Source organism: Oscillibacter sp. MSJ-31, from assembly GCF_018918025.1.
Taxonomy (GTDB): domain Bacteria; phylum Bacillota; class Clostridia; order Oscillospirales; family Oscillospiraceae; genus Hominicoprocola.
The window spans coordinates 25,242-49,230 of sequence record NZ_JAHLPT010000009.1; the positions used below are offsets into that span (position 1 = coordinate 25,242).

General features: G+C 60.3%; 25 protein-coding genes. 1 reads left to right on the forward strand and 24 read right to left on the reverse strand.

Annotation, left to right across the window (positions count from 1 at the left end; translation table 11 throughout):
• Positions 1–15 precede the first annotated feature (15 nt).
• Together rplI and KQI17_RS07795 are read right to left on the reverse strand one after the other, a co-directional pair.
• Positions 16–462 (reverse strand): 50S ribosomal protein L9, encoded by a 447-nt coding sequence (rplI, locus tag KQI17_RS07790; protein WP_022018352.1) that lies wholly within the window; start codon positions 460–462, stop codon positions 16–18.
• 26 nt (positions 463–488) lie between these two features.
• Complete coding sequence (locus tag KQI17_RS07795) at positions 489–2,477, reverse strand: DHH family phosphoesterase (RefSeq protein ID WP_216495618.1); 1,989 nt, start codon at positions 2,475–2,477, stop codon at positions 489–491.
• 384 nt (positions 2,478–2,861) lie between these two features.
• Between KQI17_RS07795 and KQI17_RS07800 the strand changes: the two genes are divergently transcribed.
• Positions 2,862–4,523, forward strand: coding sequence for a ribonuclease J (locus KQI17_RS07800; protein ID WP_216495619.1), 1,662 nt, complete (start codon positions 2,862–2,864; stop codon positions 4,521–4,523).
• Between the two features lie 238 nt (positions 4,524–4,761).
• Here the strand turns inward: KQI17_RS07800 and KQI17_RS07805 are convergent, their stop codons facing one another.
• The 22 genes from KQI17_RS07805 to KQI17_RS07910 form a co-directional block, all read right to left on the reverse strand.
• On the reverse strand, positions 4,762–5,844 hold the full coding sequence (locus KQI17_RS07805; RefSeq protein WP_216495620.1) for an IS30 family transposase: 1,083 nt from the start codon (positions 5,842–5,844) through the stop codon (positions 4,762–4,764).
• 195 nt (positions 5,845–6,039) lie between these two features.
• Entirely contained in the window at positions 6,040–6,432 is a 393-nt protein-coding gene (locus KQI17_RS07810) for a phage holin, LLH family (RefSeq protein ID WP_216495621.1), read from the reverse strand.
• 13 nt (positions 6,433–6,445) lie between these two features.
• Positions 6,446–7,948: a phage tail tip lysozyme gene (locus KQI17_RS13615; protein ID WP_253285731.1), complete on the reverse strand. Its 1,503-nt coding sequence runs from the start codon at positions 7,946–7,948 to the stop codon at positions 6,446–6,448.
• 13 nt (positions 7,949–7,961) lie between these two features.
• A complete protein-coding gene (locus tag KQI17_RS07820; RefSeq protein WP_216495622.1) occupies positions 7,962–8,276 on the reverse strand; it encodes a hypothetical protein in 315 nt (104 codons plus the stop codon).
• 1 nt (position 8,277) lies between these two features.
• Positions 8,278–8,562 carry a branched-chain amino acid ABC transporter permease gene (locus KQI17_RS07825; RefSeq protein ID WP_216495623.1) on the reverse strand — a complete coding sequence of 95 codons (285 nt, stop codon included), beginning with the start codon at positions 8,560–8,562 and terminating at the stop codon, positions 8,278–8,280.
• 18 nt (positions 8,563–8,580) lie between these two features.
• Complete coding sequence (locus KQI17_RS07830) at positions 8,581–8,763, reverse strand: hypothetical protein (protein ID WP_216495624.1); 183 nt, start codon at positions 8,761–8,763, stop codon at positions 8,581–8,583.
• A complete protein-coding gene (locus tag KQI17_RS07835) occupies positions 8,760–9,107 on the reverse strand; it encodes a hypothetical protein (RefSeq protein WP_216495625.1) in 348 nt (115 codons plus the stop codon). The genes KQI17_RS07830 and KQI17_RS07835 overlap by 4 nt, the downstream gene beginning before the upstream one ends.
• On the reverse strand, positions 9,104–9,415 hold the full coding sequence (locus KQI17_RS07840) for a hypothetical protein (protein WP_216495626.1): 312 nt from the start codon (positions 9,413–9,415) through the stop codon (positions 9,104–9,106). Before KQI17_RS07840 ends, KQI17_RS07835 begins: the two co-directional genes overlap by 4 nt.
• Positions 9,390–10,814, reverse strand: coding sequence for a reverse transcriptase domain-containing protein (locus KQI17_RS13620; RefSeq protein WP_216495627.1), 1,425 nt, complete (start codon positions 10,812–10,814; stop codon positions 9,390–9,392). The genes KQI17_RS07840 and KQI17_RS13620 overlap by 26 nt, the downstream gene beginning before the upstream one ends.
• A gap of 110 nt (positions 10,815–10,924) precedes the next feature.
• Complete coding sequence (locus KQI17_RS07850; RefSeq protein WP_216495628.1) at positions 10,925–12,403, reverse strand: hypothetical protein; 1,479 nt, start codon at positions 12,401–12,403, stop codon at positions 10,925–10,927.
• A gap of 14 nt (positions 12,404–12,417) precedes the next feature.
• Positions 12,418–13,014 (reverse strand): hypothetical protein, encoded by a 597-nt coding sequence (locus KQI17_RS07855; protein WP_216495629.1) that lies wholly within the window; start codon positions 13,012–13,014, stop codon positions 12,418–12,420.
• 14 nt (positions 13,015–13,028) lie between these two features.
• A complete protein-coding gene (locus KQI17_RS07860) occupies positions 13,029–13,622 on the reverse strand; it encodes a phage tail protein I (protein ID WP_216495630.1) in 594 nt (197 codons plus the stop codon).
• Positions 13,615–14,772: a baseplate J/gp47 family protein gene (locus KQI17_RS07865; protein ID WP_216495631.1), complete on the reverse strand. Its 1,158-nt coding sequence runs from the start codon at positions 14,770–14,772 to the stop codon at positions 13,615–13,617. The genes KQI17_RS07860 and KQI17_RS07865 overlap by 8 nt, the downstream gene beginning before the upstream one ends.
• Positions 14,765–15,079 carry a GPW/gp25 family protein gene (locus KQI17_RS07870; RefSeq protein ID WP_216495632.1) on the reverse strand — a complete coding sequence of 105 codons (315 nt, stop codon included), beginning with the start codon at positions 15,077–15,079 and terminating at the stop codon, positions 14,765–14,767. The genes KQI17_RS07865 and KQI17_RS07870 overlap by 8 nt, the downstream gene beginning before the upstream one ends.
• 10 nt (positions 15,080–15,089) lie before the next feature.
• Positions 15,090–15,482 (reverse strand): phage tail protein, encoded by a 393-nt coding sequence (locus tag KQI17_RS07875; RefSeq protein ID WP_148336946.1) that lies wholly within the window; start codon positions 15,480–15,482, stop codon positions 15,090–15,092.
• A gap of 13 nt (positions 15,483–15,495) precedes the next feature.
• Complete coding sequence (locus KQI17_RS07880) at positions 15,496–16,302, reverse strand: DUF2345 domain-containing protein (protein WP_216495633.1); 807 nt, start codon at positions 16,300–16,302, stop codon at positions 15,496–15,498.
• Complete coding sequence (locus KQI17_RS07885; RefSeq protein ID WP_216495634.1) at positions 16,302–17,660, reverse strand: phage late control D family protein; 1,359 nt, start codon at positions 17,658–17,660, stop codon at positions 16,302–16,304. Before KQI17_RS07885 ends, KQI17_RS07880 begins: the two co-directional genes overlap by 1 nt.
• A complete protein-coding gene (locus KQI17_RS07890; RefSeq protein WP_216495635.1) occupies positions 17,653–17,862 on the reverse strand; it encodes a LysM domain-containing protein in 210 nt (69 codons plus the stop codon). The genes KQI17_RS07885 and KQI17_RS07890 overlap by 8 nt, the downstream gene beginning before the upstream one ends.
• A gap of 14 nt (positions 17,863–17,876) precedes the next feature.
• Positions 17,877–21,134: a phage tail tape measure protein gene (locus tag KQI17_RS07895; RefSeq protein ID WP_216495636.1), complete on the reverse strand. Its 3,258-nt coding sequence runs from the start codon at positions 21,132–21,134 to the stop codon at positions 17,877–17,879.
• Positions 21,135–21,261: 127 nt separating this feature from the next.
• Positions 21,262–21,903, reverse strand: a complete 642-nt coding sequence (locus tag KQI17_RS07900) for a phage tail assembly protein (protein ID WP_216495637.1) — start codon at positions 21,901–21,903, stop codon at positions 21,262–21,264.
• A gap of 90 nt (positions 21,904–21,993) precedes the next feature.
• Positions 21,994–22,518: a phage major tail tube protein gene (locus tag KQI17_RS07905; protein WP_148336958.1), complete on the reverse strand. Its 525-nt coding sequence runs from the start codon at positions 22,516–22,518 to the stop codon at positions 21,994–21,996.
• Positions 22,519–22,536: 18 nt separating this feature from the next.
• Entirely contained in the window at positions 22,537–23,985 is a 1,449-nt protein-coding gene (locus KQI17_RS07910) for a phage tail sheath family protein (protein WP_216495638.1), read from the reverse strand.
• Positions 23,986–23,989 lie beyond the last annotated feature (4 nt).

Here is a 23,989-nt window from a genome sequence, read left to right on the forward strand (position 1 = left end):
TGCGTAAAGTCTGGCTTATTCCTCCGCCACGGTCACGGTGAACTTCCCGCTGACCTCGTAGCCGAGCTTCGCGCGGATCTCATAGCTGCCGAACGCCTTGATCGGCTCGTCGAGCACGATCTTCTGCTTGCCGACGTCCAGACCGAACTGCGCCATGAGCGCCTCGGAGATCTCCTTGCCGGTGATGGCGCCGAAGAGCTTGCCGTTCGCGCCGCCCTTGGCGGTGATCTTCACGGTGCAGTTACGCAGCTTGTCCGCGGTCTCCACGGCGGCCGCACGATTGGCCGCCTCCTCGGCGCGGCGCGCCTTTTCCTTGAGGTTCATCGTGTTGATGGCGTCCGCCGTGGCGGGGATGGCCAGCTTGCGCGGCAGCAGATAGTTGCGGGCGTAGCCCTCCGCCGCGTCGATCATCTGGCCCTTCTTGCCCTGACCTCTGACGTCCTGCTGTAAAATAACTTTCATCGTTCTATCCTCCTGATGGTGGTTTTTTATCCTTCCAAATACTGGTCGATGGCGGCGATGAGCTGCTCGCGCACCGCGTCCACCGTCCCGTCCGGGATCTGTCCGCCCGCGGTGGTGGAGTTTCCGCCGCCGCCGAGCTTTTCCATAATGAGCTGCACGTTGATCTCGCCGAGCGAGCGCGCCGACAGATTCACGCCCGTATCGTGCTTGAAGAGCACGAACGACGCGCGCACGCCGCGCAGCGTCAGCAGCTCGTCGGCGGCCTTGGCCGCGGTCACGCGGTCGATGTCCTGCTCCACCGCCGCGATGGCAATGTCGTTGTGATACAGCTCCGCGTGGCGGATGATGTCATAGCGCTCGATCATGTCGGAAAGCGTTCCCTGGAACAGGCGCTGCACGTCCGCCGTGTCCACGCCCGCGCGGCGCAGCAGCGCCGCGGCCTCAAAGGTGCGTCCGCCGGTGCGCATGGTGAAGTTCTTCGTATCGAGCACGATGCCCGCGAACAGAGCCTCGGCCTCGGCGCGCAGCAGATCGCCGGGGTCAATGAGATATTGCAGCAGCTCGCTCACCAGCTCCGACGCCGACGAGGCGTAGGGCTCGTGGAAGTTGAGCGCAGCGGATTCAATATAGCTCGCCGCCCGGCGGTGATGGTCAATGACCGCCACGCGGTTGCAGGTGTCGAGCAGCTGCTCGGACTCCACGAAGTCGGGGCGGTTGGTGTCCACCACCACGAGCAGCGCGCCGGGCTGTGCCTTGATGAAGGCGTCGCTGCCGCTGATGAAGGCGTCCTTATACTCCGGCAGCGCGGCAAGGCGCTTGAGGATCGGGCCGGCGGCATTGTCGTCCATGTCAATGACGATCTGTGCCTTCTTGCCGCGCTTGCGCGCGATGCAGCACACGCCCGCCGCCGCGCCGACGGCGTCGAAGTCGGCGTGCTTATGGCCCATGATAAAAACCTGACTGGCATCGGAGATCAGCTCGCCGAGGGCGTTGGCCATCACGCGGGACTTGACCTTCGTGCGCTTTTCGGTGGACTTTGTCTTGCCGCCGTAGAACTCAAAATCGAGGCGGTTGCGCACGACGACCTGATCGCCGCCGCGCGAGAGCGCCATCTCGATGGACAGGCCCGCGTTCTTGAAAAGCGTCTCGTAATCGTCCGCGTCCTTGCCGACGCCGATGGAGAGCGTCGCGGCGACGCCGTCCTCGGTGACAACGGAGCGCACCGCGTCGAGCACGCTGAACTTGCCCTCGAGCAGCGTATTGTAATGTTTTTCCGTCAGCAGCAGCAAATAGCGGTTGCGGTCGTACTTGCACAAAAGCCCCTGCGTGCCCGACACCCACGCGCTGATCTTTTCGTCGATCTGCGCGAGCACGGACGAGCGCGCCGCCTCGGTGCCGGCCTTCATCAGCTCCTCGTAGTTATCGAGCATGAGCACAGCCACGATGGGGCGGCTCTCCTCGCTCTTTTTCCTGAGCTCGTCCTGCTCAGTCACGTCCATCCAATAGGTCAGCGCGAGAAGCCCGCGCGCGCCGCTGCGGCCGCTCGGATGCGTGAGACTGCCGAACACGCGGAAGTGCCGGTTGTTGACGACGACCGTTTCGGGACATTCGCTCTTTCCCTCCAGCAGCCATTGGGCGGGGAAGCCGGGCAGCGTATCCTCCAGCCGGTTATCGAACAGATTCTCCCTCATGCCCGTGAGCTGGAGGAAGCTCTCGTTGCTCCACAGTACCTCCTGCGTATCGGGCCGGAAGACCATCATGGCAAAGGGGGCCGAGAGCATGGAGGACTTGCCCGCGCTCGCCACATCGTCGGTCATATCCTCGACATAGCGCTGGATGCCCTCGCGGCGCTTTTGCGCCGTGCGGCGGAAATAGACATAGGTGAGCGCCATCACACCGGCCTCAACGAGGCCGAGGATCGGCTCGATCCACAGCGTCACCGCGCAGAAGACTGCGGCAAGAAGAAAATACAGCCGCATATTCGGCTCGGTCAGCTTATTGACTTTCTTACTCATAAGGTATCCTCCCTGCTTCATCGGCGGCACAAAGGCGGAACAAATACGGATAGATACTATATTGTAGCACACGGGCGCGCAAGGGTGCAATAGGCTTTCCGATAAAAAATTCGTCCGGAAAAGGGGCGCATGAAAAAAAGTGTGTACTTTTTCCAAAAAACGTGGTATACTATAAAAACACAAATTGTATTGAGCCGCCATCGCGCGGTTTGAATAGAGCACAAGTCCATAGTAAAAACGATCAGGGCGCCGATGGTGCGATGCGCTCCGCGGAACAGGGTGGAGCGCGCAGCACGGACGCCGTTGTTTCCGTGCGGTCATTTCCGCGCGGCGTGGACCGAATGCTCACCCAATTTTTGAAGATCCATAAGGAGTGAATGCATTTTGGCAGAAAATTTGAAGATCATCCCGCTCGGCGGGCTGAACGAGATCGGCAAGAACATGACCGTGTATGAGTACGGCGGCGAGATCATCGTCGTGGACTGCGGCATGGCCTTTCCCGGCGACGATATGTACGGCATCGACCTTGTCATTCCCGACGTGAGCTACCTCGCCAAGCACAAGAACCGCATCCGCGGTCTGTTCATCACCCACGGCCACGAGGACCACATCGGGGCCATCCCCTACGTCCTCAAGCAGGTCAATATGCCTATTTACTGTACCCGCCTGACCGCGGGCCTCATTCGCCTGAAGCTCGAGGAGCACGGGCTTTTGAAGTCCACCAAGATCGTCACCGTCGAAAGCGGCATGACGGTCAAGGCCGGCAAGTTCAGCGTGGAGTTCATTCATGTGAACCACTCCATCGCGGACAGCGTGGCGTTTGCCATCCACACCGGGCTTGGCACCGTCGTCCACACGGGCGACTTCAAGATCGACTCCACGCCCATCGACGGCGAGGTCATCGACCTCGCGCGCTTCGGTGAGCTGGGCAAGCAGGGCGTGCTCGCGCTGCTCGCGGACTCCACGAACGTCGAGCGCCCCGGCTACACGATGAGTGAGCGCATGGTCGGCAAGACCTTCGACCGGCTCTTTGCCGGCTGCAAGCAGCGCATCATCGTCACGACCTTCGCCTCCAACGTCCACCGCATCCAGCAGGTCATCGACGCGGCGGCGGCGGTCGGCCGCAAGGTCGCCGTCACGGGCCGCAGCATGGAAAATGTCACCAAGGTCGCGGTCGATCTCGGCTACATGAAGCTGCCCAAGAACACCGTGACAGACATCAACAAGATCAAGGCGCTCCCGCTCGATAAGCAGGTCATCGTGACCACCGGCTCGCAGGGCGAGGAGATGAGCGCGCTCTACCGCATGGCGTTTTCCCAGCACAAGCAGATCGAGGTCGGCCCCGGCGACCGCGTCATCATCTCGGCTTCCGCCATTCCCGGCAATGAGAACACCGTCTCGCGCGTCATCAACGAGCTGTTCCGCAAGGGCGTCGAGGTCATTTACGACCGCGCGGATATGCTCCATGTCTCCGGCCACGCCTGCCAGGAGGAGCTGAAGATCATCCACGCGCTCACAAAGCCGAAGTATTTTATCCCCGTACACGGCGAGCAGCGTATGCTGCAGATCCATAAGAACCTTGCCATGTCCATGGGCATGGACCGCAAGAACATCGCCATCTGCGAAAACGGCGACGCGGTGGAGATCACCGCCCGCACAATGAAGCTCGTGCCGGGCATGGCGCCCGCCGGCGAGATCTTCGTGGACGGCAGCGGTGTGGGCGACGTCGGCGCGGTCGTCCTGCGCGACCGCAAGCACCTTGCCGAGGACGGCATGGTGGTGGTCGTGCTGCCCATCTCCGCGCACGATGGCTATATGCTCGCCGAGCCTGAGATCATCACCCGCGGCTTCATCTACGTCAAGGAGTCCGAGGAGCTGATGAACGAGCTGAAAACGGTGGTCATGTCCGCCGCCGAGGGCGTGCTGGGCCGCCGCAGCCGTGACATCGGCGAGCTCAAGGGCGCGATCAAATCGGGCGTGAGCAACTACCTGTTCAAAACGACCAAGCGCAGCCCGATGGTCATTCCCGTCATCACAAAGCTGTAAACCGGCAGGCAAAAAGCAGAGCGTTCCGCGGAACGCTCTGCTTTTTCAAAAGGCGTGAAAAGTCAAGCATTAAATGCGCACAATTTTCCACTTCTTATTTTGTCTAATTCTAACAAGCCAACATGGCCGCCGTCATGTCTCATGGTCGGCAGCCTGCGCATTTTTCTATTCTGTTTCCCGTGTTCCGCTCCGCTCACGTCCTCTCCCTCAGAACATTCCTTGTGTCAGTTGCTTTTCTTTATGCGCTCAGTCCGATCTCCCGCAGGCACTCCCGGAACATGACCTCGCTGCTCTTGTACCCGAAGATTTTCCGTGGATAGTTGTTAATCCATTCCTCCGTGGCCGCGATCTCCGCCGCGCTGACCTTAGAGAAATCTGTGCCTTTCGGATGCCGCCGCCTGATCATGCTGTTGGCGTTCTCGTTGCTCCCCCGTTCCCACGAAGAATACGGATGGCAGAAATATACCTTGGTGCGCGGTATGGTCTTGTTGACAGCGCTCCGCTCCAGCTCCTCCGCCGCCGAAAATTCCGAGCCATTGTCAAAGGTGATGCTTTTGAAGATTGCTCTGAACCGTCTGGCACCGCATTTCCGCTCCAGCGCATCCAGCGCCTTGACCACGGTTTCCGCCTTTCTGTTCGGTATTCCTATGATGATGTCTTTCCGCGTTTTGCGCTCATTCAGGGTCAGCAGGGCGCTGGTGGTCTTGCACTTGCCCTTTCCGCTGTACACGGTGTCGCCCTCCCAATGCCCGAACTCCTCGCGGCTCCCCACCTCCGGCGGGCGTTGCTCAATGCTCTCACCCGCAGAGGCCCGCGCCTGATCTTTCTTGGTCTTGACCTTTTTGTATTTCTGCTTCACCTTGCCCCGGCGCGGCAAATCCACCTGCGTGATTTGTAGAAAGAGGCCCTTTTTGATGTAGCTGTAGATCGTCGTCACAGAAACCGAGGTCTCGAATATCCGCCCCTCCATCATCGCGTAGCCGAGAACGGCAGCAGGACTGCACTCTTTTTCAACGATTGTCGCCTCGATGTAGTTTGCAAGCTCGTGATCTTTGCCGATTTTCAAGTCCGGCCCTTTCTCCCGCAAGTGTTCCTGATACCGTGCTTCCGCGATGTCCGGGCTGTATGCCGTTACCATTTCCCATGTTCCGCCGTCCAGCCGTTCATACTCCCCACGCTTCAATTCCCGGTAGATGGTGGAAACGTGGACGCGCAGCTTCTCCGCGATCTCACGCGGTTTCATCCCCATGCGCTGCCATTTCTCAATGCGCAGCCTGTCGTTCTTGGTCAGATGCTTAAATGTTCGCCCTCCTGTCTGCACTGTAAAGCCTCCTCTCTCATGCTTTTGCGCGGGCGGTGTCGGGTCTTGCCCGTTCCGCTCCGCCGGTTTGCTTTGTCGCTTTTTGTCTTATTATGATACCTGTAAATCCCTTACCGCGCAACTGATTTTTCGTTGTGAACGCGCAAAAAATCCCCCGACCGCTATATCTATGAGTATAGCAGCCGGGGGATAATTTCAGTTATTCAGTTCCTTTTCTCCATCCGTTTTGCCGGGGTTGCCCTCCACAAAGATGCCGTCCAGCGCACCGATGGCGCTGTCCACCGCGATGTCCAGCTCCTTTACCGCCGCCTCGATCATAGCCTTTACCTCCGCCGTGACCTTAATGCCCTTGGCTTCAAGCATCTGCTCCACATAATCGTACTTCGGAATAGTCAGCGTACCGGCCTCGCGCTGCTTCTCTGCCGCCTTGACCAGCACGGCGACAATGCCATACAGGCGTTTGTCTTTCAGCCAAGGGATGCCGGTCTTGACCAGCCACGGAATGGCCACGCCGGTGAAGAACAGGCCGAGGATGGCGAAAATTGCCTCAATGACAATGTTGATGATGTCGGGAATGATCTGTGTCATGGTGTGTACCTCCTTACACTTTCGTCAGATATTTCTTGTCCACGTTTCCTGTGATCGCGCCGCTTTTCAGCGTGGAGACTGAAATGCGGTCGCCGCTGATTGCCCGAACATACAGCTTTGTGCTGTACACCCACGAAGAAAACTTGCGCGTGGTGCCGTAGACCGTGGCAGCCTTGTCCATCGTCACCTGATCGCCCACGGCCAGCACCGCCGCTTCGGTCTTGATGTCCGCCGCGTCCACCCAGCCGTACACGGTGCTTCCGCCGCCGCTCACGGCGACAAGGTGATACGGATGCCTGCTCACAAGCGGCTGATATACCTGCGTCACCTTGGCCTTGCCCGGCTTGCATGGCTTGCTCACGGTACTGTTTGCGCTGGTGTAGTGTCGCTCGCCGGTGAATGTCACGATGTCGCCCACCTTGCACCCGCCGCTTCCGCCCTCCGTTACTCCTCCGCCGGACGGCGGCGCGTCGTCGGAAACGGCACCGTCCGCCACGGCTGGGTTATAAATAAAGCCGAGGAACATATACGCGCTCCCAGCTCCCCAGTTGCCATTTCCTTTTTTTCGGTCCTTTGTCCAGAATGGCGTGGTGCTTCCGTAGCCGCTTTCGCTCGTCACGATCTCGGTTGCGCTGATGATCTTCTCCACGATAGCCACATGGCCCGCGCCGTCTGAGCCGTTCAGCGTCGCGCCCTTGCGCCACACCATGCAGGCCCCCAGCTTCGGTATCTGTCCCACGGTCAGGCCAGTAGCGTACTGGATGAAATTCTCCGCGTTCACGGGACGCAGATATTTACAGCATCCGTAGCCGCCGATCTCGTTGAACCGCCCGTAGGCGTAGCCTACGCAGTTTGACAGCACATCGCAAAGCGTGTCTGTCGGCTTTCCTCTGATCGCGTCGGAGTAGCCGCCGCGCCCCTTGGTGATGTAATATTTGTTTCCCGCTTCCGGGCGCGTCAGCCTCGGCTTGAACGTCTGCTTCACGGTTTGTCCCTCCTTTACCGCTGCGTATCGGTCATAATACTTCTGGCCGAACACAGCTCGCCGGGCCTGCGCCGCCTCACTCTGATCTGCCGGGCGCTCAAATTTCAGCAGCACCGCGTCCGATGCTGCCCGGACGCTTCCAGCCGTTTTCAGCACGGCCAGCACCGCCTTATAGTCCTCCCGCAGCTCTTTCATCAGGAAATCAAGCTGCATTTCCAGATTGCCGATGCTTTTTCGGCAGCACTGGGCATAGTCCAGCAGCTCCGCCTTGCGGGAACAGTACGTCCATTGGGCGAGACCGTAGCCCGCCTTATCCGTTGCGAAGAACTGATACTTGCCGCTGTCCACCGCCGCCGTATAGCTTGCGTCGGTCACGCCAAGCCTCTTTTCGTATAGGTTCTCCACGTTGTTCGGGATAAGGCCGCTCTCCGCATACAGGTTTCCCATCAGACCGGCGGTGCCGAAGTCGTTCAGCCCCGCGCTTTTCAGATAATTCCAGATTTTCTCCTCGTTGTTCTTTCCTGCCAGCATGATCTATCCCTCCTCACGGTTCCTCTGTCTGCTGTGCAATCCGTTCCGCCTCCTCCTTTTCCCGTCTCATGTCCGCAAGCTGCCACCGCCTGTCCTGCTTCTTCTCCTTGGTGGTCTTTATCCAGCCAAGGATGCCGCACTCGCCGCCCAGCGTGGCAAACACACAGGTGATCAGCGTATCCGGCACGGAGCCGTACACGGTAAACAGCGCGATCATGGCAATCGTGAATACCGTCAGACACAAAAAGACGATCAGCAGAATAAAGTCCATGGTTCCCATGCGCTTCTTCCGGCCTTTCGCCTTTGCCTGCGTTCGCTTTCCCGCCATGTCAGTCCTCCTTGATGTGCGGGTGCGCGCTTTTATTCAGGTGCTTATCCAGTTTGTCCAGCGCATCCTTGCACGGCCCGTTGCACCCCTGCTCCACAAGCCCCTGCAACGCACCACGCAGGCCATAGCAGATAAGCGTCTGCTCCTCCTGAATGGCGTTGATGAACTCGCTCTGCTTTTTGTTGCTCTCAATGACCTTGTACACGGAAACAATGGCGGCGACCAGCGCTCCGATTGCTCCCAAAAGGCTGGCCGCCTTAATGATGGTGTCCGCGTCGATGTACATTTTCCTGTCCTCCTGCTTTCACTCCGGCCATTCGTCCCCGCCGATGGCCCTGCGGTATGCCTCGTCGGCCTCCGCGATCTCGTCTCTCCCGGTCACGGTGTCGCCCAGCTCCGCAAGGCGTGTCGCCAGCACCCGGACGGTACGCGCCTGCATTTCCACAAGCACCTCCAGCTCTGCGATGATCTGCAAATGGCTGCTCATATGGCCGCCCACCCTGCATCGTTCCATTCCGCCGACACGCCGCTTTCACCCATCCACACCTTGACCTCTCCGCCGTAGGCGTAGTATCCGTTCGGTATCAGCCGCGCGTCCGGCGTCCACATGATCGGATTGTCCGCCGTTCCGACAGGATTGGCCTGCGGCTCGTAATCCCTGCGCACGATCACACGGTTGACCGCATATACGCGCCAGTCAAAGCCCAGCTTATCGCTCTGCTCCACCGTCACGGTGATGCCGCCTGCGGCCTCCACCGTGTCCACGATCTGCTGGTTCGCGTCCATTTTAGCTTTCAGCGCCACCGCCTGTTCCATAATGTCGCTTCTCATTCTGTCTCCTCCTCCGTGTTGATACCCAAAACCTCCAGCGCCGCCTTGTACTTGGCCGCATCCGCTCCGGACAGCTCAAGCCCCGACAGCGCTCTCTTAACAGCCTGCTCTTGGCTCCATTCCTCCCGCGTGTACTCCCTCTGCTCGTACACCCATTCGGTCACGGTTGCGTCCGTGTCGCCGATGCCTACGCTCCGCGTCTCCTGCCGGATATTCTTCCGCTCGTACACAGTCGTCTCGCTGCTGGTGGTGTCGATGGCGGCGGGCTGAACCTCCGCGCCGTCATGTACGGTTTTCCAGTCGGTCATGTTCGCTCTTTCCTTTCTGTTTTTTCTTCTCTGCGGCGGCAATGCGCCGCTTGCATTTTCGGATAGATACCTTCGGCTTGATGTACGCGAGATAGTATCCGTAGGCATCCGCGTGGCGGAACGCACCCACGCGGCTCACCATGCTTGCGGCGTCGTGCCGGGTATAGCGCTTCTTCCGGTGCATATGGTTGGCTTTCGCCCGTGTCCGTTTCAGGATGGATTTCCGCACGGTCACGCGGTCTCGGTGTATCACAAAGCCCAGCGCATTTACCGCGCGGCCCTTTGCCCTGCGCCGCCACCGCCGTTCCTCCTCCGCCGTCATGCCCTCCGGCTTTTTCTTCTTCTCGAAGCGGTACACCTGCCAGTCCTCCTTTAACCGCAGGTGCAGCCGCTCGAATAGAAACGCTGAGATTTGCCGCACCATGCGGTGCAGCTCCCGCTTGTTGCCGTGGAACAGAAACAGGTTGTCCATGTACCGCAGGTAATGATCCGGCTTTAGCACCTGCACAACGAAGTTGTCGAACTCCTCCATGTACAGGTTCGCCAGCCACGGGGACGGGTAGAAGCCTTTCGGCAGTCCGGGCGCTGCTCCGTCAATGACGCGGTACAAAACGGTCTTGTACCGTCTGTCCCGGATGCGCCGCTCTGCCTTTCTTTTCAGCCGATCCGTGTCGATGCTGTCGTAAAACTGTTTCACATCACCCTCGAACACATAGAACCGCTTGTTCCCGTACCCGTCCCGCCAGCGCGTCATGACCTGCACCGCCGCGTGTGTACCGCGTCCCGGCAGCGAGCCGTAGGCGTAGCGGTACAAGCGCGGCACGAGGATGGGCCGAAGCTGACGCACCAGCATATGATGTACGATCTGCTCGTCGTCGAAGCGCGGCTTCACGATCTCACGTTCCTTTTTGTGGCTGCCCTCCTGTAGCTTGTGTTTCTCATGGTGCGGCGGAAACCATGTCCCGCGTTCTATCTTTTGGCATATCCGCTCGGCCACGTCCTCCTTATGCTCCAAAATGTTCCGCACGGACGGCCGATCCGTTTTGTACCGTGCGGCCTCCACGATGGATGCCGCCGCCTCCTCGCGGTCAAGCATCGCATCGAACAGTCCGTTATAGCTTTTCAAGAGTGATTTCCCTTTCTTATCCCCTCCGCGACGGTGGGCGGTTGTCCGCTTACTGGCCGCGCCTCTTGGCAGGTTAATTTTCAGCATGGGCTGTGGAAACAGGTTCACATTGACGGAATATTTCAAATCGCCTGCGGCGATGTTCCGTTGTAACGAAAGGGGCAAGAAAAGCGACGCGCCGATGTTCCACCTCGCATTGCCAGCCACGTTGTTGACGTTCAGGTAGCGCCCGCATTTCGAGCCGTTGTCGCAGTTGCCGCCGACAATCGGCACGGCGGGAGGAACTGGAAAAGCACGGGTTTCGTGAACCTGCTCCCAAAAGACAGTTTTTTGTCAGGCGGCTTGCGCCGCCCTCACGCGGGGGATAGCTCCCCCGCACCCCCTCAAGAGGGATTTTGTAAGAAAAGCGACGCGCCGAGGCCCCACCACGCAATGCCAGCCACGTTGTGGACGTACAGGCAGCGCCCGCAGTACGAGCCGTGGGCGCAGCAGCCGCCGACAATCGGCACGGACACGATGGCGGGATTATAGTAGTGGTAGTCGCAGTCATAGGTCGCATCGCTGCCGCCGAGGACGGTCGGGAACAAGCCCTGTTCCGTCTGTTGCGCGTTCTTCACCCATCCGCCGCCCGCCTCCGTGGCGTTGATGCCCTTGCGCACGGCCTCATAGCCCGCGCCGGTCAGGTTGTAGTCGCCGTCCTCCGGCGTCATTTTGACCTTGTAGGTGCCGTTGTCGTAGATAAGCCCCACCAGTCTGTCCCAGCGGTCGCCCCAGAAATTTTCCATGTGGAACACCTTTACGCTGTGGGTCGTGTCGCTGTAGCCGAAGAACTGCCCCTTGGTGTTCAGCGCACCCGTGGTCAACAGGTCAGCAGCAGACGTGCCGCCGGTGGTGTGTCCCTGCCCGAACACCGCCTGAATGTCGGTGCTTTTGCCGATAAGCACCAACATATCGTGGATAAGGTTCCAGAACGCCCATGTGGTGAGCGTCCACTTGTCGCCGTTCGCCTGTGCAGCCGCCAGCTCCTGCGTGGCGTTCAAACTGCTCACGGGGGCTTGACTGGAAAGGGAGCGCAGTTTCGTGTCGATCTTGCTGCCCTCGAACATCGGGCCGTAGGCAAACGGAGAGATTGTTCCGTCCGGTCGGGTATGTGCGTAGGCGTGATAGCCCTCGTCATACTGCGTTTCGCAGAAAATGACGTAGCGGTAGCCGTTTTCGTGGTAGCGCTTCACCCACACCAGCGGGATTGCGCTCATGGCGTTGCCGCCGAACGCGGTGTTGGCAACGTCACTTGCCGCCCCCGTGACCCCCTTTTTCGTGTAATCGTTCGGGTCAAGCTGATACGCCACGCTGCCGTCGTTGTTGACCATGTACGGCGCGTTGTCCCGCACGAACCACACGTCCGCCCACGAGCCGTAGCCGAATGTACCCGCCGCGTAGTTCATCGCCGCCGGTGTCATGCCCACAGCGTCGAACAGGTACTCCACGCGCGAGCTTGGGTTTGCCTCGCTCTCTTTCACGCGGTAGCCATATCTCTTCGGCCTCTGCCCGCGCAGTTCGGAAAGGATGGTGTCAGCCTTTGTGCTGATCGTGTTTGCCGTTGTCTGCACGGTATCGACCTTTCCGCTGGTGTTCTCCACGGTCGTCTTGACACTCCCGACCTTGGTATTCGTGTCCTCGCCTGTGGTCTTGATGCTTCCAGCCTTGGTGTCGATGCCCTCCACGGTCGTTTTCACACTTCCGACTTTTGCGCCCGTGTCCTCCACGGTCGTCTTGACGCTTCCCACCTTGGTATTCGTGTCCTCCGTGGTGGCTTTCACGCTGTCCAGCGTCGCCTTGTCTGCAATGTAGGTTTTCATCATTCTTCCGCCCCTCCTTAATCAGTCACGATGTACACGCCGCCCGCGTCATAGCCCAGCGTGAACGCCACGGTGCTGTCGCCGTCCTTGTCCACCTTTGCCCCGAACAAGTCCGTGTGCGCCGACGTGCTCTCGTTGTGCGCCTTGATCGCCGCCGACACCGCCGCCGTGGTTGCCAGCGCCGATGCGTCGATAGTCACCTGCAGCGTCCCGCCGGTGTTGGAAAACTCCAGCAGGCCGTAGAAAGTATACGCATAGTCCGGCACCTCCGTCTTGCTGGGTATCTCCACGCCCGCGTCGGTGTCCGTCTGAAACAGGGCGATCAGCCTTGCCGCACCGCTGTCCAGCTTCGCCCAGATACCGAGCTGGTTGAGCGGATAGTCCGTTGTCTGTGCCGTCACCTGCAGTTGCAGCTTTTGTCCCTGCGTCGTTGCCTTGCTGGACAGGATGCTGACCGTCTGTTTTTCGCTCACAAGCGCGGTCTGCGCCAGCATAGCCGCCTCGCTCACGCGGCCCGTTCCCGCCGCCGCGCGGGTGATGGTCAGCGTCTTTCCCGTTGTCCATTGCGCCAGCAACTCGTTTCCGCTGTTTGTGATAACGCCTTTCCAAGACACAGTTTTTCGCCTCCTTAGAATTTGCTCGCGGTGCCGAAGTCCACGATAGCCACGCCAGCGATGCCCGCCATGCCGTAAACCGTCGCAGTGCCGCCCGCATCGTAATATTCCACTTCCTCCAGATGTGCGCTGAACCGCTTGGCAGCGGCGAGCCTGCGTTCGATCTCCGCGATGGTCATGGCGGCGAACTTCTGCCGCTCCTCCACGGTGGTGATGTTGACCCGCAGTCTGAATTTCCCGTGGGTGCCGCCGTACTCAAACCATTCCTCCAGCTTTGTTCCCGGATAGATTGCGTCGGCCTGCGTTCTTGCAGCTCCCGCAGTTCCCATTGTTCGTCGGATGTTCAGCGCCGTCTTGACGATGCGCCGCTTCTGCTCGATGTCGTACCCGGTGTCGTACCAGTCGATCTTCCAGTTCACAGCCAGCGCGTCCAGCACCTCCTCGGCCACGGTGTCGATGGCGGTGTATATCTGACTTCCCGCGATATAGCCCATCGTCTTTTGGTGCAGCTCCAGCATCGCCATGGATAGGGCCTTTACCCACGGCTGTTCTCCCAGAATGCGCGGCAAGCCGTCGGCGATTTGGGCATTTTTTAGGCTCTTAATCATCCTCCAGCCCTCCATAGGTGGCGGTTGCCCCCGTGCATTTCGGCAGCTCCGTGGTGTCGATCACGGTGTCTACGGGGGCGGTCAGCGTTACCCGCTTGGCTCCCGCTTCCCGCAGCCGGGCGATCAGCTCCGTCGGGTTGATGTCCCTCCCCAGCTTTCTTTGCCATGTCTGGAAGTCCGCCACTGCCGCCGCGATGCGGCTTTGTATCTCACTCACGCTTCGCTGGTCGCTTTCCGCGATCCAGTATTTCACAGTGATGGCGTATTCCACCTCGTCCGGGGCCAGCGCCGTCACCTTGTCACACAGCGGACGGATGGTCTCGTCGTCCAGATAGGCCGCCATGGCCGTCAGCTCCGTGCTGTTGGGGACGCGCAGCCCGTTCTCGTCCTCGATCACGAAGTAGATATTTACCTCGTCCGGCAACGGGCTGACGATGCGCACATCGGCTACATCGCCCCGCCACTCCCGCGCGTAGTATTCATAGGCATCGCGCGGCCCGGCGCAGCTATATACGCTGGGGGCGAGGTAGATGCGCCGTGTCAGGCTGTCGTCGTCCTCTGCGTCCAGTCCGCCGGTGCTTGGTGTGGTGTTGCTCACGCTGGCAACATAGGCGATGGGGTCAACCAGTATCTTGATGCCGCCGGTCAGAATGCCGTTGCTGTCCGCTCCGGCCTCCTCCGCCTGCACCACCACGTCGGTGTAGGTCTCTCCCGCCGCTATCTCGCCGTATTCCACGGTGTTGAAGTATTTTCCGTCCTCGGTCTTGACCCGCGTTCCCGCCGGAATAGCCGTCGCGCCGCTTTGCGCTTCCGAAAGCGTAAATCGCACCGTCGCCGTGGCCCGGTTTGCCTCCTTGCGCGTCAACCCCACAAGAGCGGCCAGCGCATCCAGCGCGTCTCCGGTACTGGTTTTCAGCATTTCCATCCGGCCCTTTGCGTCGGCGTACTGCATCGTCTGATACTCCATCGCGCAAAAGGCTTTCATCAGCAGGTTCAGCGGGTCGGCCTCGCCGATCTCCGGCTCCTTTCCTGTGGCCTCCCGGTAATACTTGGTGTATAGCTCGCGTAGCTGTTCTTCCGTCTCCTGCAAGGTCATGCTTTCGATGAAGCTCAGCTCCGGGCAGTTTGCCAATTCAGCGATATTAGACAAGCTCGATCACCACCTTTGGTGTCATATTTCCGTCCTGCGATTTTCCCGCAGTCCATTCCACACGGACGACACGCGCCCGTGGCTCATATTGTTCTGTCTTGCGCACATACTCCGCCGCCAGCAGGACTTGCGCATTTTCCTGCGGGCAGTCGATGATCGTCCCGTCGATGCCGAACTCCCGGTCAAGCGCCTGCTCTCCGGCCCTCGTGGCGTAAAGCACCTGCAGGTTTCGGTACACCTCCGCCGCCGGGGTGTCGTTCGCGCTGCCCGGCAGTATCTCGATCACCGCGTTTTCCGTTGATAACATGGCTGCCTCCTCACAGATATTCCTCGATGGTCAGGCTCACCTTGCACTCCACCATCGCGCCGCCGTGCAGCACCGCGCCCCACTCGTCGCTGATGTCCGTGATCTTGAACGGATACGGTGATACCGGCGAGCCGCCCACGATGAACCAGTCCGCCGCGTTGGTCTCCGCCATGCGCTGAAAATGCCGCAGAACGCTTCGCGGGTTTACCCCGTCCTGCGCCCGCAGCAAAAGATCGAACTGGTATTTCCGCAGCTTCGGGGCAATCCATTGGCTCCGCGCCCGTGCGCCTGTCCGGTTGTGGGTCGCCCAATCGCTGCCCCCTTGGCCTTTCAGCCCGCTCGGTGTCAGGATACGCCGGTCGCTCACCGTGAACGTCATGCCCATGTAGCTTCCCAATGCCACTTTTCGTCCCTCCTTACTTATCCGGCTTTCCCACCGCGCCGTTCATGTGCGTGTGGTTTACAAGGCTCACGCCGTTGATGGTGATGTCCCCGCTCGCCGCCGTGGCGTTGATCTCCGGGGCTGTCAGGCTGATCTTGGTGGGGCTTTCGATCTCCACATCCCCGGCCTCTGTCACCTTGACCGTCGCGCCGTTTATGGTGATCTCTGCGTCGCCGCCCTCCACTTCGATCTCTGCGCCTTTTTTCGCGGCGAATGTATACTTGCCGCCCGCCGTTACGCTCAACGCGCCTGCGGCCTCGATGCTCACAAAGGTGCCTGCCTCGATGCTCACCGTTGTCCCCGCCACGATGCCAACGCCGGTTTTGGCGTTCAGGCTCATGCTGGCGGCGCTGCTCTTGGCCTGAAACTGTCCGCCCGCCACAAGGCTGATCGCGCCTTTCGCCTCGTCGTATATCTCGCCGTTGCAGTTGCGCCCTGTCCGCCGGTTCACATACTGGGTGTAAACGCCGGTGTTCTCGTCGTAGCGCTCATAAGCCAGTCCCTTTCGCGCGGCGTACTCCTTTCGGAACAGGCCCTTGTAGCCCTCCGCCGGGGTGTTGGTCTTGTTCCACACCGTTCCGGTGGTGGTTCCCGCCGCAGTTCCGTTGCTGTTGTGGCTCACGCTCACCACCTGCCCGATGCTTGGCATCTTGTACTCGCCGTTGCTGATAGCGTTGATCTGGCGGGTCACACTTTTTCCCCGGTCAAAGTAGGTCACCTCATAGGTTCCCGCCTTATAGTCGATGGCGCTCACGCGCCCGGTTCGGTTTGTCCCCGCCATTACTTCTTTGCCTCCTCGCTGGCGATGCAGTAGCTCACAGGCACCCAGCCCGTCACGTTCTGGCCCACTGGCAGCTTTCCGCACCGCGCCGAGCTGTTGGTCACGCGGTAGCGCCCGTTGATCAGGATACCGTCGTACAGCCAGTATGTGCCGGTCTTGGTTCCTGCCTTGTTCTTTGCCGTGCTGGAAACATACAGCGGAGCCTTGTTCAGCGTGATCGCCTGCCCCGCCTCGCCGCCTGCCGCCGCGCTGGCTGCGCCCGCCGCCGGACTGGTGGTAGCGTAGGTGCTGTCATAGCTCACGCCGCTGTCCGCCGTCTTTTCGTGATACACGATCTTGCCGCCCACGTCCCACGAATGGAACGCCGGGCCGATACCGCTGCACTCAAAGTCGGTGGTCAGTCCGTTGCTGGAAATCTTGTGCGTCACCCTGTCCACAAAGTATTTCCCGTTCAGGTTGCCAAAGCCTGTCAGCGCGATGCAGTTTCCCGCGCTTACCCTCCAGTCTCCGTCCACGCCGAAGCGTAGTTTCACCGTCCCGTGGTTGGCGCTGTTCAGCTCCGCGCAGAGCTGGACGCTGGCATCGTATACGCTGGTAGCCCGCCGGTTCACGCTCTTGGTGTGCGAGCCGCCGCCCACGCTACACTCGATGTCAATGTCCTTGTCCGCGTCCGTGTAATTGAAGTACCCGCCGGTATAGGTGCCGGACAGGGTGGTGGTGTAGCCGAAGCTCCCCGGCCTGATCTGCGAGCGGTCAAAGGTGCGCACGGCCCGCTTTGCCTTGTACTTCTCCCGGTCATACACCCACAGCCGCCGGGCATACACTTTCAGGATAAGTCCGTAGTTTTTGCACAGGCTGTTGTAGTAGCTGCTGTCCGTGCCGTCCTGCTCGTCGCACTCGATGTCGTAGTCGTCGGCATCGTAGGTGAACGCAAGGCCGTACCGCGCGGCGATCTTTGCGCCGATACGCTTGATGCTGGTGTTCTTCCAGATCACGTCCCGCTCCAGCTCCGAAAAGTCGCTGTCGCTGGGCTTGCTCACGCCGCCCACCTGCAAGGTCGTCGGCGCGTCCGAAAAGCTCACATCGTCCAGCACGAACAACCCGCACTCCATGATGCTCCGCTGGCCCTGCCGTTCCCAGTTGTAGCCGAGAACACGCGCCCGCAGCGTCGCGCCCTTTTCCGGCATCCAGCCCAGCAGCCATTTCCTGTCCTGCGCGTTGATGGTGATGTCGATGCTGTCGCTGTTGTCCGCCGCGCTGTCGGTGTAGGTCAGGCTCTCGATGTCTCCGCCCACCTGCCCGGCAAAAGGGTAGCTGTTGTAGCGCACATCCAGCGCCAGCCGTCTTGTCTCAATCATAGCTCGCCTCGTATTTCCACGGCGGCAGCAGTCCGTCCCGCTCCTCCTCCAGCGCCGGGGTGTTCAGCTCCACCCCGGCGTTGAAGATAAACGTGTCGATCTCCTGCGGATTTGCCGCCATCAGCACATCAGCGTGGTACTCGCTGCCGTATACCTCCTTGGCGATCACATCCCATGTGTCGCCGCTCTTGGTCGTGTACATCGCGTTTCCTCCCGTCAGTATGCCGTGCGGGCCTGTCTGCGCTGCATCTGGAGATACCACGCTTCAAACCGTGCCTGCGCCTCGGCCAGAGCTTCCTCCACCATGCTGCGGTCGGCGTTGCCCTGAATGTTGATCACCGGCGCAAAGGCTATGCCGCCTCCGCCGCCGGAGCCGCCGCCGTCGATTTCCGCCAGCTCCACCGGCTTCACGCCCAGCATTTGCCCGGCCTTTGCCCAGATGTCCAGATTGTCCCGCCGGGCCGCCCGCTGGAAGCTGATCACCGCCTCCGTTCCGGCCTCGCCCGCGATGCTTGCGCCGTTTGTAAAGCCGCCTTGCGCAAGCATGGGGATTTCCGGGATATTGATGGAGAACGACTTGCCGCCCAGCAGCGGCACCCAGTCCGGGATGGTAATGCCGAGACTGTTGATGCCTGCGATTGCCTTGTTGATCAGGGCGATCACCGCGTTAATGGGGGTCTTGAACAGAGCGCCCAGCGTATTGAAGATGCCCACGAAGATGGATTTCACACCCTCCCACGCCATACGCCAGTTGCCGGAGAACACGCCGGTGATGAAGTTGATCACGCCCTCAAAGATGGTCTTGACCCCGTTGATCGCGCTGCTGATGCCCTCGGCAAAGGCACCGATGGCGGCCAGCACCGCCGGAACCACTACCTGACCAATGTGCAGCAGCACCGTGATCACCGTCTGAATGATCGGCATAAGGAACTGAATTGCCTCACCGATGATCTGCGCCACCGTCATGACCACGGAACCCACGCCGCTGATGATGGATGCGATGGATGGAGCCGCCGCTGTGATGGTTTGCAGAATGACCGGCACCACCGTCTGTGTGATAAAGCCGAATATGCTTTCGATGATGGGCCGCACCGTCGTCTGTGAAAAGGTCACGAGCTGGCCGATCACGCCCATCACCGATTGCAGGATGGTGGTAATGCCTCCAAAGGCTGCGCCCGCGTCCTCGCCGAACAGATTGGTGATGCTCTCCTGCAGCGGTTGCAGCGCCTTTGCCACACCGCCGTCCTCGAACAATCCCAGCAGCGCGTCCTTGAATGCCGTAAACTTTTCCAGTCCCGTGTCGCCGAACACACGCTGCACGATTTTGTCCAGCCCGCCGAACTTGTCCGTCAGGATGCTCACCACGGCGATGATGCCGGAGATCACGCCCACAATAGGCAGCGCCCCGGACAGCAGACTACCGAGGCCGCCAGCAATGGGGCCATAGATACTCCCCAGCAGACTGGCCCCGCCGCTGAATATGCTCCCGACAGCTTTCCCGGCACCGGAGTTTGCGATACCGCTTACCACGCCTCCCGCTTTCCCCAGCAAGCCGGAAAGACCCTGCTGGAAGATGCTGCCCTGAATGGTAGCCGCCGCTCCAATGCCCGCGATGCCCTGTCGTAGCGGCATGGTCAACTTACCCAGCGCACCGCCCGCCTTTCCCATAAGGCCGCCCGCAAATTGTCCGGCCCGGCTGTTGGCGAACATCCCGCCGAGATTTCCGATGGACGAGCCGATGCCGCCCAGCCATTGCGCGGTCTTGCTGTTTCCGATTGCCCCCCGCAGGACGCTCCCCGCGCTTTGGTAGCCGGACAACAGCCCCGGCGTTCCCGCCGCCGCGCTCAAAAGTCCTGTGGTTCCCTTGATGCCGTTTCCGCTGATCAGACTGGAGATTGCCGCCCCCAGCGTCGTGCGGAAGCCGTTGCTTCCCGATGCGCCCCGGAACGCAGAGAAAAGCCCCGCGCCCGCCGCGCCCGCACTCTTGCCGCTCTTGAATAGGCCCGCAAGTCCGCCCTTTCCACCGGAGAAAATAGCCTCCGCCGCCGGGGCGAACTTCATGCCAACAAACGCCGCCGCCATGCCGCCCAGCACACGCACCACCTGCTCGCCGTTGTTGATCAGGTAGTCAAGCCCCTTTTGGATGTACGGCAGCGCCGTGTCCATAGCGCTCCCCAGCTTCTCCACGCCCCGGCTTGCCAGCGTTCCCAAGCTCTCCGCAAGCTGCGTCAGCTCCGGCATATTCTTTCGGATGCTGTTTAGAAAGTCGATCATGGAGAGATTGAACTGTTTTTTCGCCGGGAGGAACGCATCGCCGATCTCGATTTTCAGCGCCGTCTTGGTGCTTTTCAGCATGGTCTCGATGGCCTCCGGGGTCTGCGATTTGATGTTGAACTCCCGCTCCATGCTTCCCGTGTACAGGCTTGGGTCGCTCACCATTTCCAGCGCCTTTCGGTACACATCGAGATTGTTGACGATCTTCGCGCCGCCCTCAATGGCCCATTGGCCGAACAGGGTGGATAGCGCCGCTACCTGTCGCTCCTGCGGCAGATCGTTGATGGCCTTGAAGATGGTATCCAGCGTTCCCACGCTGTCCTCCTGCATGGCCTTGGCGACCCACTCCGCGCTCATGCCCATCTCCTCGAACTGTTCTTTCTGGGCTTTCGTCGCACTTGCGCCCTTGCTCAAATTCACGATCATGCGCTTGATGCTGGTGCCGACGCGATCAGTCGATACGCCTGTCGCCAGCATGGCATCCGCCAACGCCGCCGTTGTGGCCGCGCTTACGCCGCCCACTTGGCCGAGGCTCGCCGCAGAATTGACCGCCTCCGCGATTTCCGCCGCCGTGGTCGCGCTGTTTGCGCCCAGATAGTTGATCTGGTCAAAGAGCACCATGACCTCCTCGTGGGTCATTTTCAGCGATTGCTCCCACTTGGCGGCCCAGTTGCCCGCCTGATCGGCGCTGATGTCCATGGCCGCGCCGGTCATGGCGATGTCCCGCAGGAAACCGGTAACATTGCCGGAGCTGTCGATCTTGATCAAGTCCTCCATAGCCTTGCCGGATTGGCCCGCCGCAGCGGCGAGGCGTGTCAAATCCTCCTGCGTATAGGGGATTTGTGTGCTTAAATCCTTGATTGCGTCCTTCATGGCCTCGTAGTTCTGCGCGTAGGTCTTGCCGTTATCCGCCACCTTGTCGCTGATCTTTCCGGTAGCATCTGCCAGACCGTCTACGTACTTGACCACATCCGCCATGTAGTTTTCAAACTTCGCCGCTTCCTTGGTGCAGCTTGCGATGGTCGCCACAGTCGCCGTCGCCAGCGTCCCCATGGCCGCAAGTCCCGCCGTTCCGATGGAGCTGATGCTGCGGGCAAAGCTGCTGATCTGGCTCTGGCTCCCGTTCAGCGCCGCCATCAGGCTTTTGTCCATCTTACCGGCGATCTTGATGCTTAACTCTAATGTTTTATTGTTCGCCATTCCTTCGCCACCTCGCTATTCAGCTCAATAAAGTCCCGGACAGGCATTTTCAGATAGAAGTCCACGCCCGTCCGTGTCACCGAGGACAGCCGGATAGCCGCTTTCCGCAGGGCCTTGGCTCCGCCCTTTATCCGAAAAAATCCGCGTCGTTCACCGCGTTTTTCAGTTTCAGCAGCTCATACAGGGGCAGCGTGGTAAAGAACTCCTCCGGGATGCCCGTTGCCATGGCGGCGATCACGCAGGAGTACAGATAGTTGGTGCTGTTCTCCGTCACCACAAAGCCCTCGCGGGCCATGCGGTTCTCCGCCTCGCTCTCATTCAGCGTGTTCAGGTCTGCCACGCCGTTCAGGTCGATGTCCCGGTACTCCTTGCCCTTGTAATGGCGCGGCTTCTCCAGATGCATCACATGGTTTTCCGTTCCGCTCTCCACGTTCAGGTGTCTGCGCACCGCACCTGCCACGCGCTTGAAAGCGCCGCGAGGCATCAGCTTGAAAAACTCAATGGGCATTCCGGTGGCCTTGACCGCCATGGCGCGGGCAAATGCCGTCGTGGTCTCGCACAACACCGAGGCCGCCGCCTCGCCCTCACCAAAAAGCTGCCGTTGCACGTCGATAGCGTCCTGCACAGTCAGCTTCTCCAGCCCCGTCAGGTCGATCTCTCCGTACTCCTTGCCCTCGAACCCGTAGGGCCTTGCCAGCTCCACGATGTTCTCGCTCTTTTTTGTCCCCTCGTTTGCGGTCTCCGCCGCCGTGATCTTGTCCTCTGCCATTGGTGTTCGCTCCTTTCAGCGTCGTTTCGTTGTGTGAAAACACGGCCCGCCCCCGTTTGCGCAGGGACAGGCCGTATTGTTTTGCGCCCGTTAGATCAAGCTGTTCACGCCCGCCAGCATATCCGTGCCGTTGACCTTGTAGATGCCGTTGAGCTTGTCAACCTCCAAGAGCTGCTGGCCGTCCACCTCGATCATCAGGTAGGTCAGCTCCAGCGTCACGGTGGCCTCCATGGCCTCGCCCTTTTCCACCTTGCCGGGGTTGAACTTCTTCACGCGCCCGATCTCCACCACGCGCAGGCCCTTGAAATTGTAGCCGCCCTGCTTGTCGTAGACCTGCTGCGAGGCTCGCAGCGTCAGGTTCACCGTGGACAGGGGAGAGAGCATATCCATGGCGGAGCTGTAGAGCGTGTTGAACTGGATTTCCTGCTCCATGCTCTCAAACTGGCCGATGGTGGGGCTGTCCAGCTCGCCGTTCACGCCCACGCCGGAAACGGTGCTGGTTTTCATGTTGACCTCCGGCAGCGTCACCGACGCGGCCACGCCGATCATCTTCGTGCCGTCCAGATAGGCGTTATATTCGTTGATCTTCTCCGGGATATAGTTGTTGGAAATCATCTTCTTTTCCCTCCCTTATCAGTTCAGCGCGGCGGAAAGAGCGTCGGGGTCAAACTCGATGATGTCCTCGATGTCCTCCGCAGGGGTGAACGGGGTGATGTACTGGTGGAACGTGATCTTGCCGTCCAGCAGATCGGCGGTGGTGTTCTCGTCCTCGTTGAATGTGATCTCATAGCGGGCGCACACGCCACGGGCCACAAAGCCGTTGCCGCGCACGTTCTCGCTGTCCACAATGGCCTCGATCAGTCGTTTGTTGGCGGGGCTGTCCACTTTCTGGAAGTAGGTCAGGATAAACGTGTTAGCCGCCCACGTCAGGAAGCGGCGGACGCTGAACCAGCGGTCTTTCGGGTCGCTGATGCCTGGGTAGGCCGCCGTGTTGTTGCCCCACAGGCGGAAGCCGTTCATGTTCAGCCACGTTGCTACACCGAAGCTGTTCACGGTGTTGGCCTGCTCCTGATCAAGCACCACCTCCGTGCCATCTTCGAGGCAGGCGGCAGAAACGGCGATGGTCTTGTTGCTGGGGCTGACGTTGGGCGTGTCGTCGTTCTGTGCGTCGGTGTAGGCCGTCAGCGCCGCCGCAAGTGCGCTGCCGCTGTAGACCGTGTTGCCCACCTTGGCAAAGGGCCAGACTGCGTAGGCGTTGGGGTCGCTCACCGCCTGCGCCTCCTTGGTGGTCTTGACGGCGGTGTACTTGGTCGCGCCGGTGTTGCTGCTGTCGATGTCCACAACGCACACCGCGCCGAACACGCTGTTGATGCTCTTGGTCTTGGCCTGCAATGCCGCCGCCACCGTCGCGTCCTTGCTGAAACGTGGTGCCAGCAGGATGCCGGGTGTCATGGACAGCTTCGGATAGACCTGACGCACCACCTCAAGGCCGGTCTCCTTGCCGGTGGAGCTGTCCACACCGCCCACGATGTCCGCCGCCGTCACCTTGCTGGGGTCGATCTTGTTGCCGGTCACGGTCAGGCTCGTTGCTTCCTTACCCGCGCCGGTGGAAAGCACCACGATGTTCAGCGTACCGTCGTCGTTCCATGTGGTGGTGTAGTCCGTGCCTGCGGTCAGCGTGTTGGAACCGCTCTTGACGGTCAGCCCCTCCAGCAGAACGCCTGTCTCCTCCAGCACCGCCACGCCGTCGTTCACCTGAACGGTTCCGCCGGTGATGGCGATCTTGTGCTTGGCAGGGTCAAGCACATTGATCAGCACCATGGGCGCGATACCCACAACGCTGAAATTTGCGCTGATGCACTCGCAGAGGGTGTAGTTGGCGAAGTCAGGCAGATAGCCCACCGCCTCCACGGCCTCCTTGTAGCTGCTCACCAGCAGCGGCACGTTGACCGCCGCAGCCGGGTCTTTGAGCATATTCACCGGGGCGGTGCCTACGATCACCTGCAAGCCCGCCATGCCGGTGATGGGCGCGACCATGCTGGTCGCAACCTCGCTCGTGTATACGCCGTGTTTGTATGCCATAGTC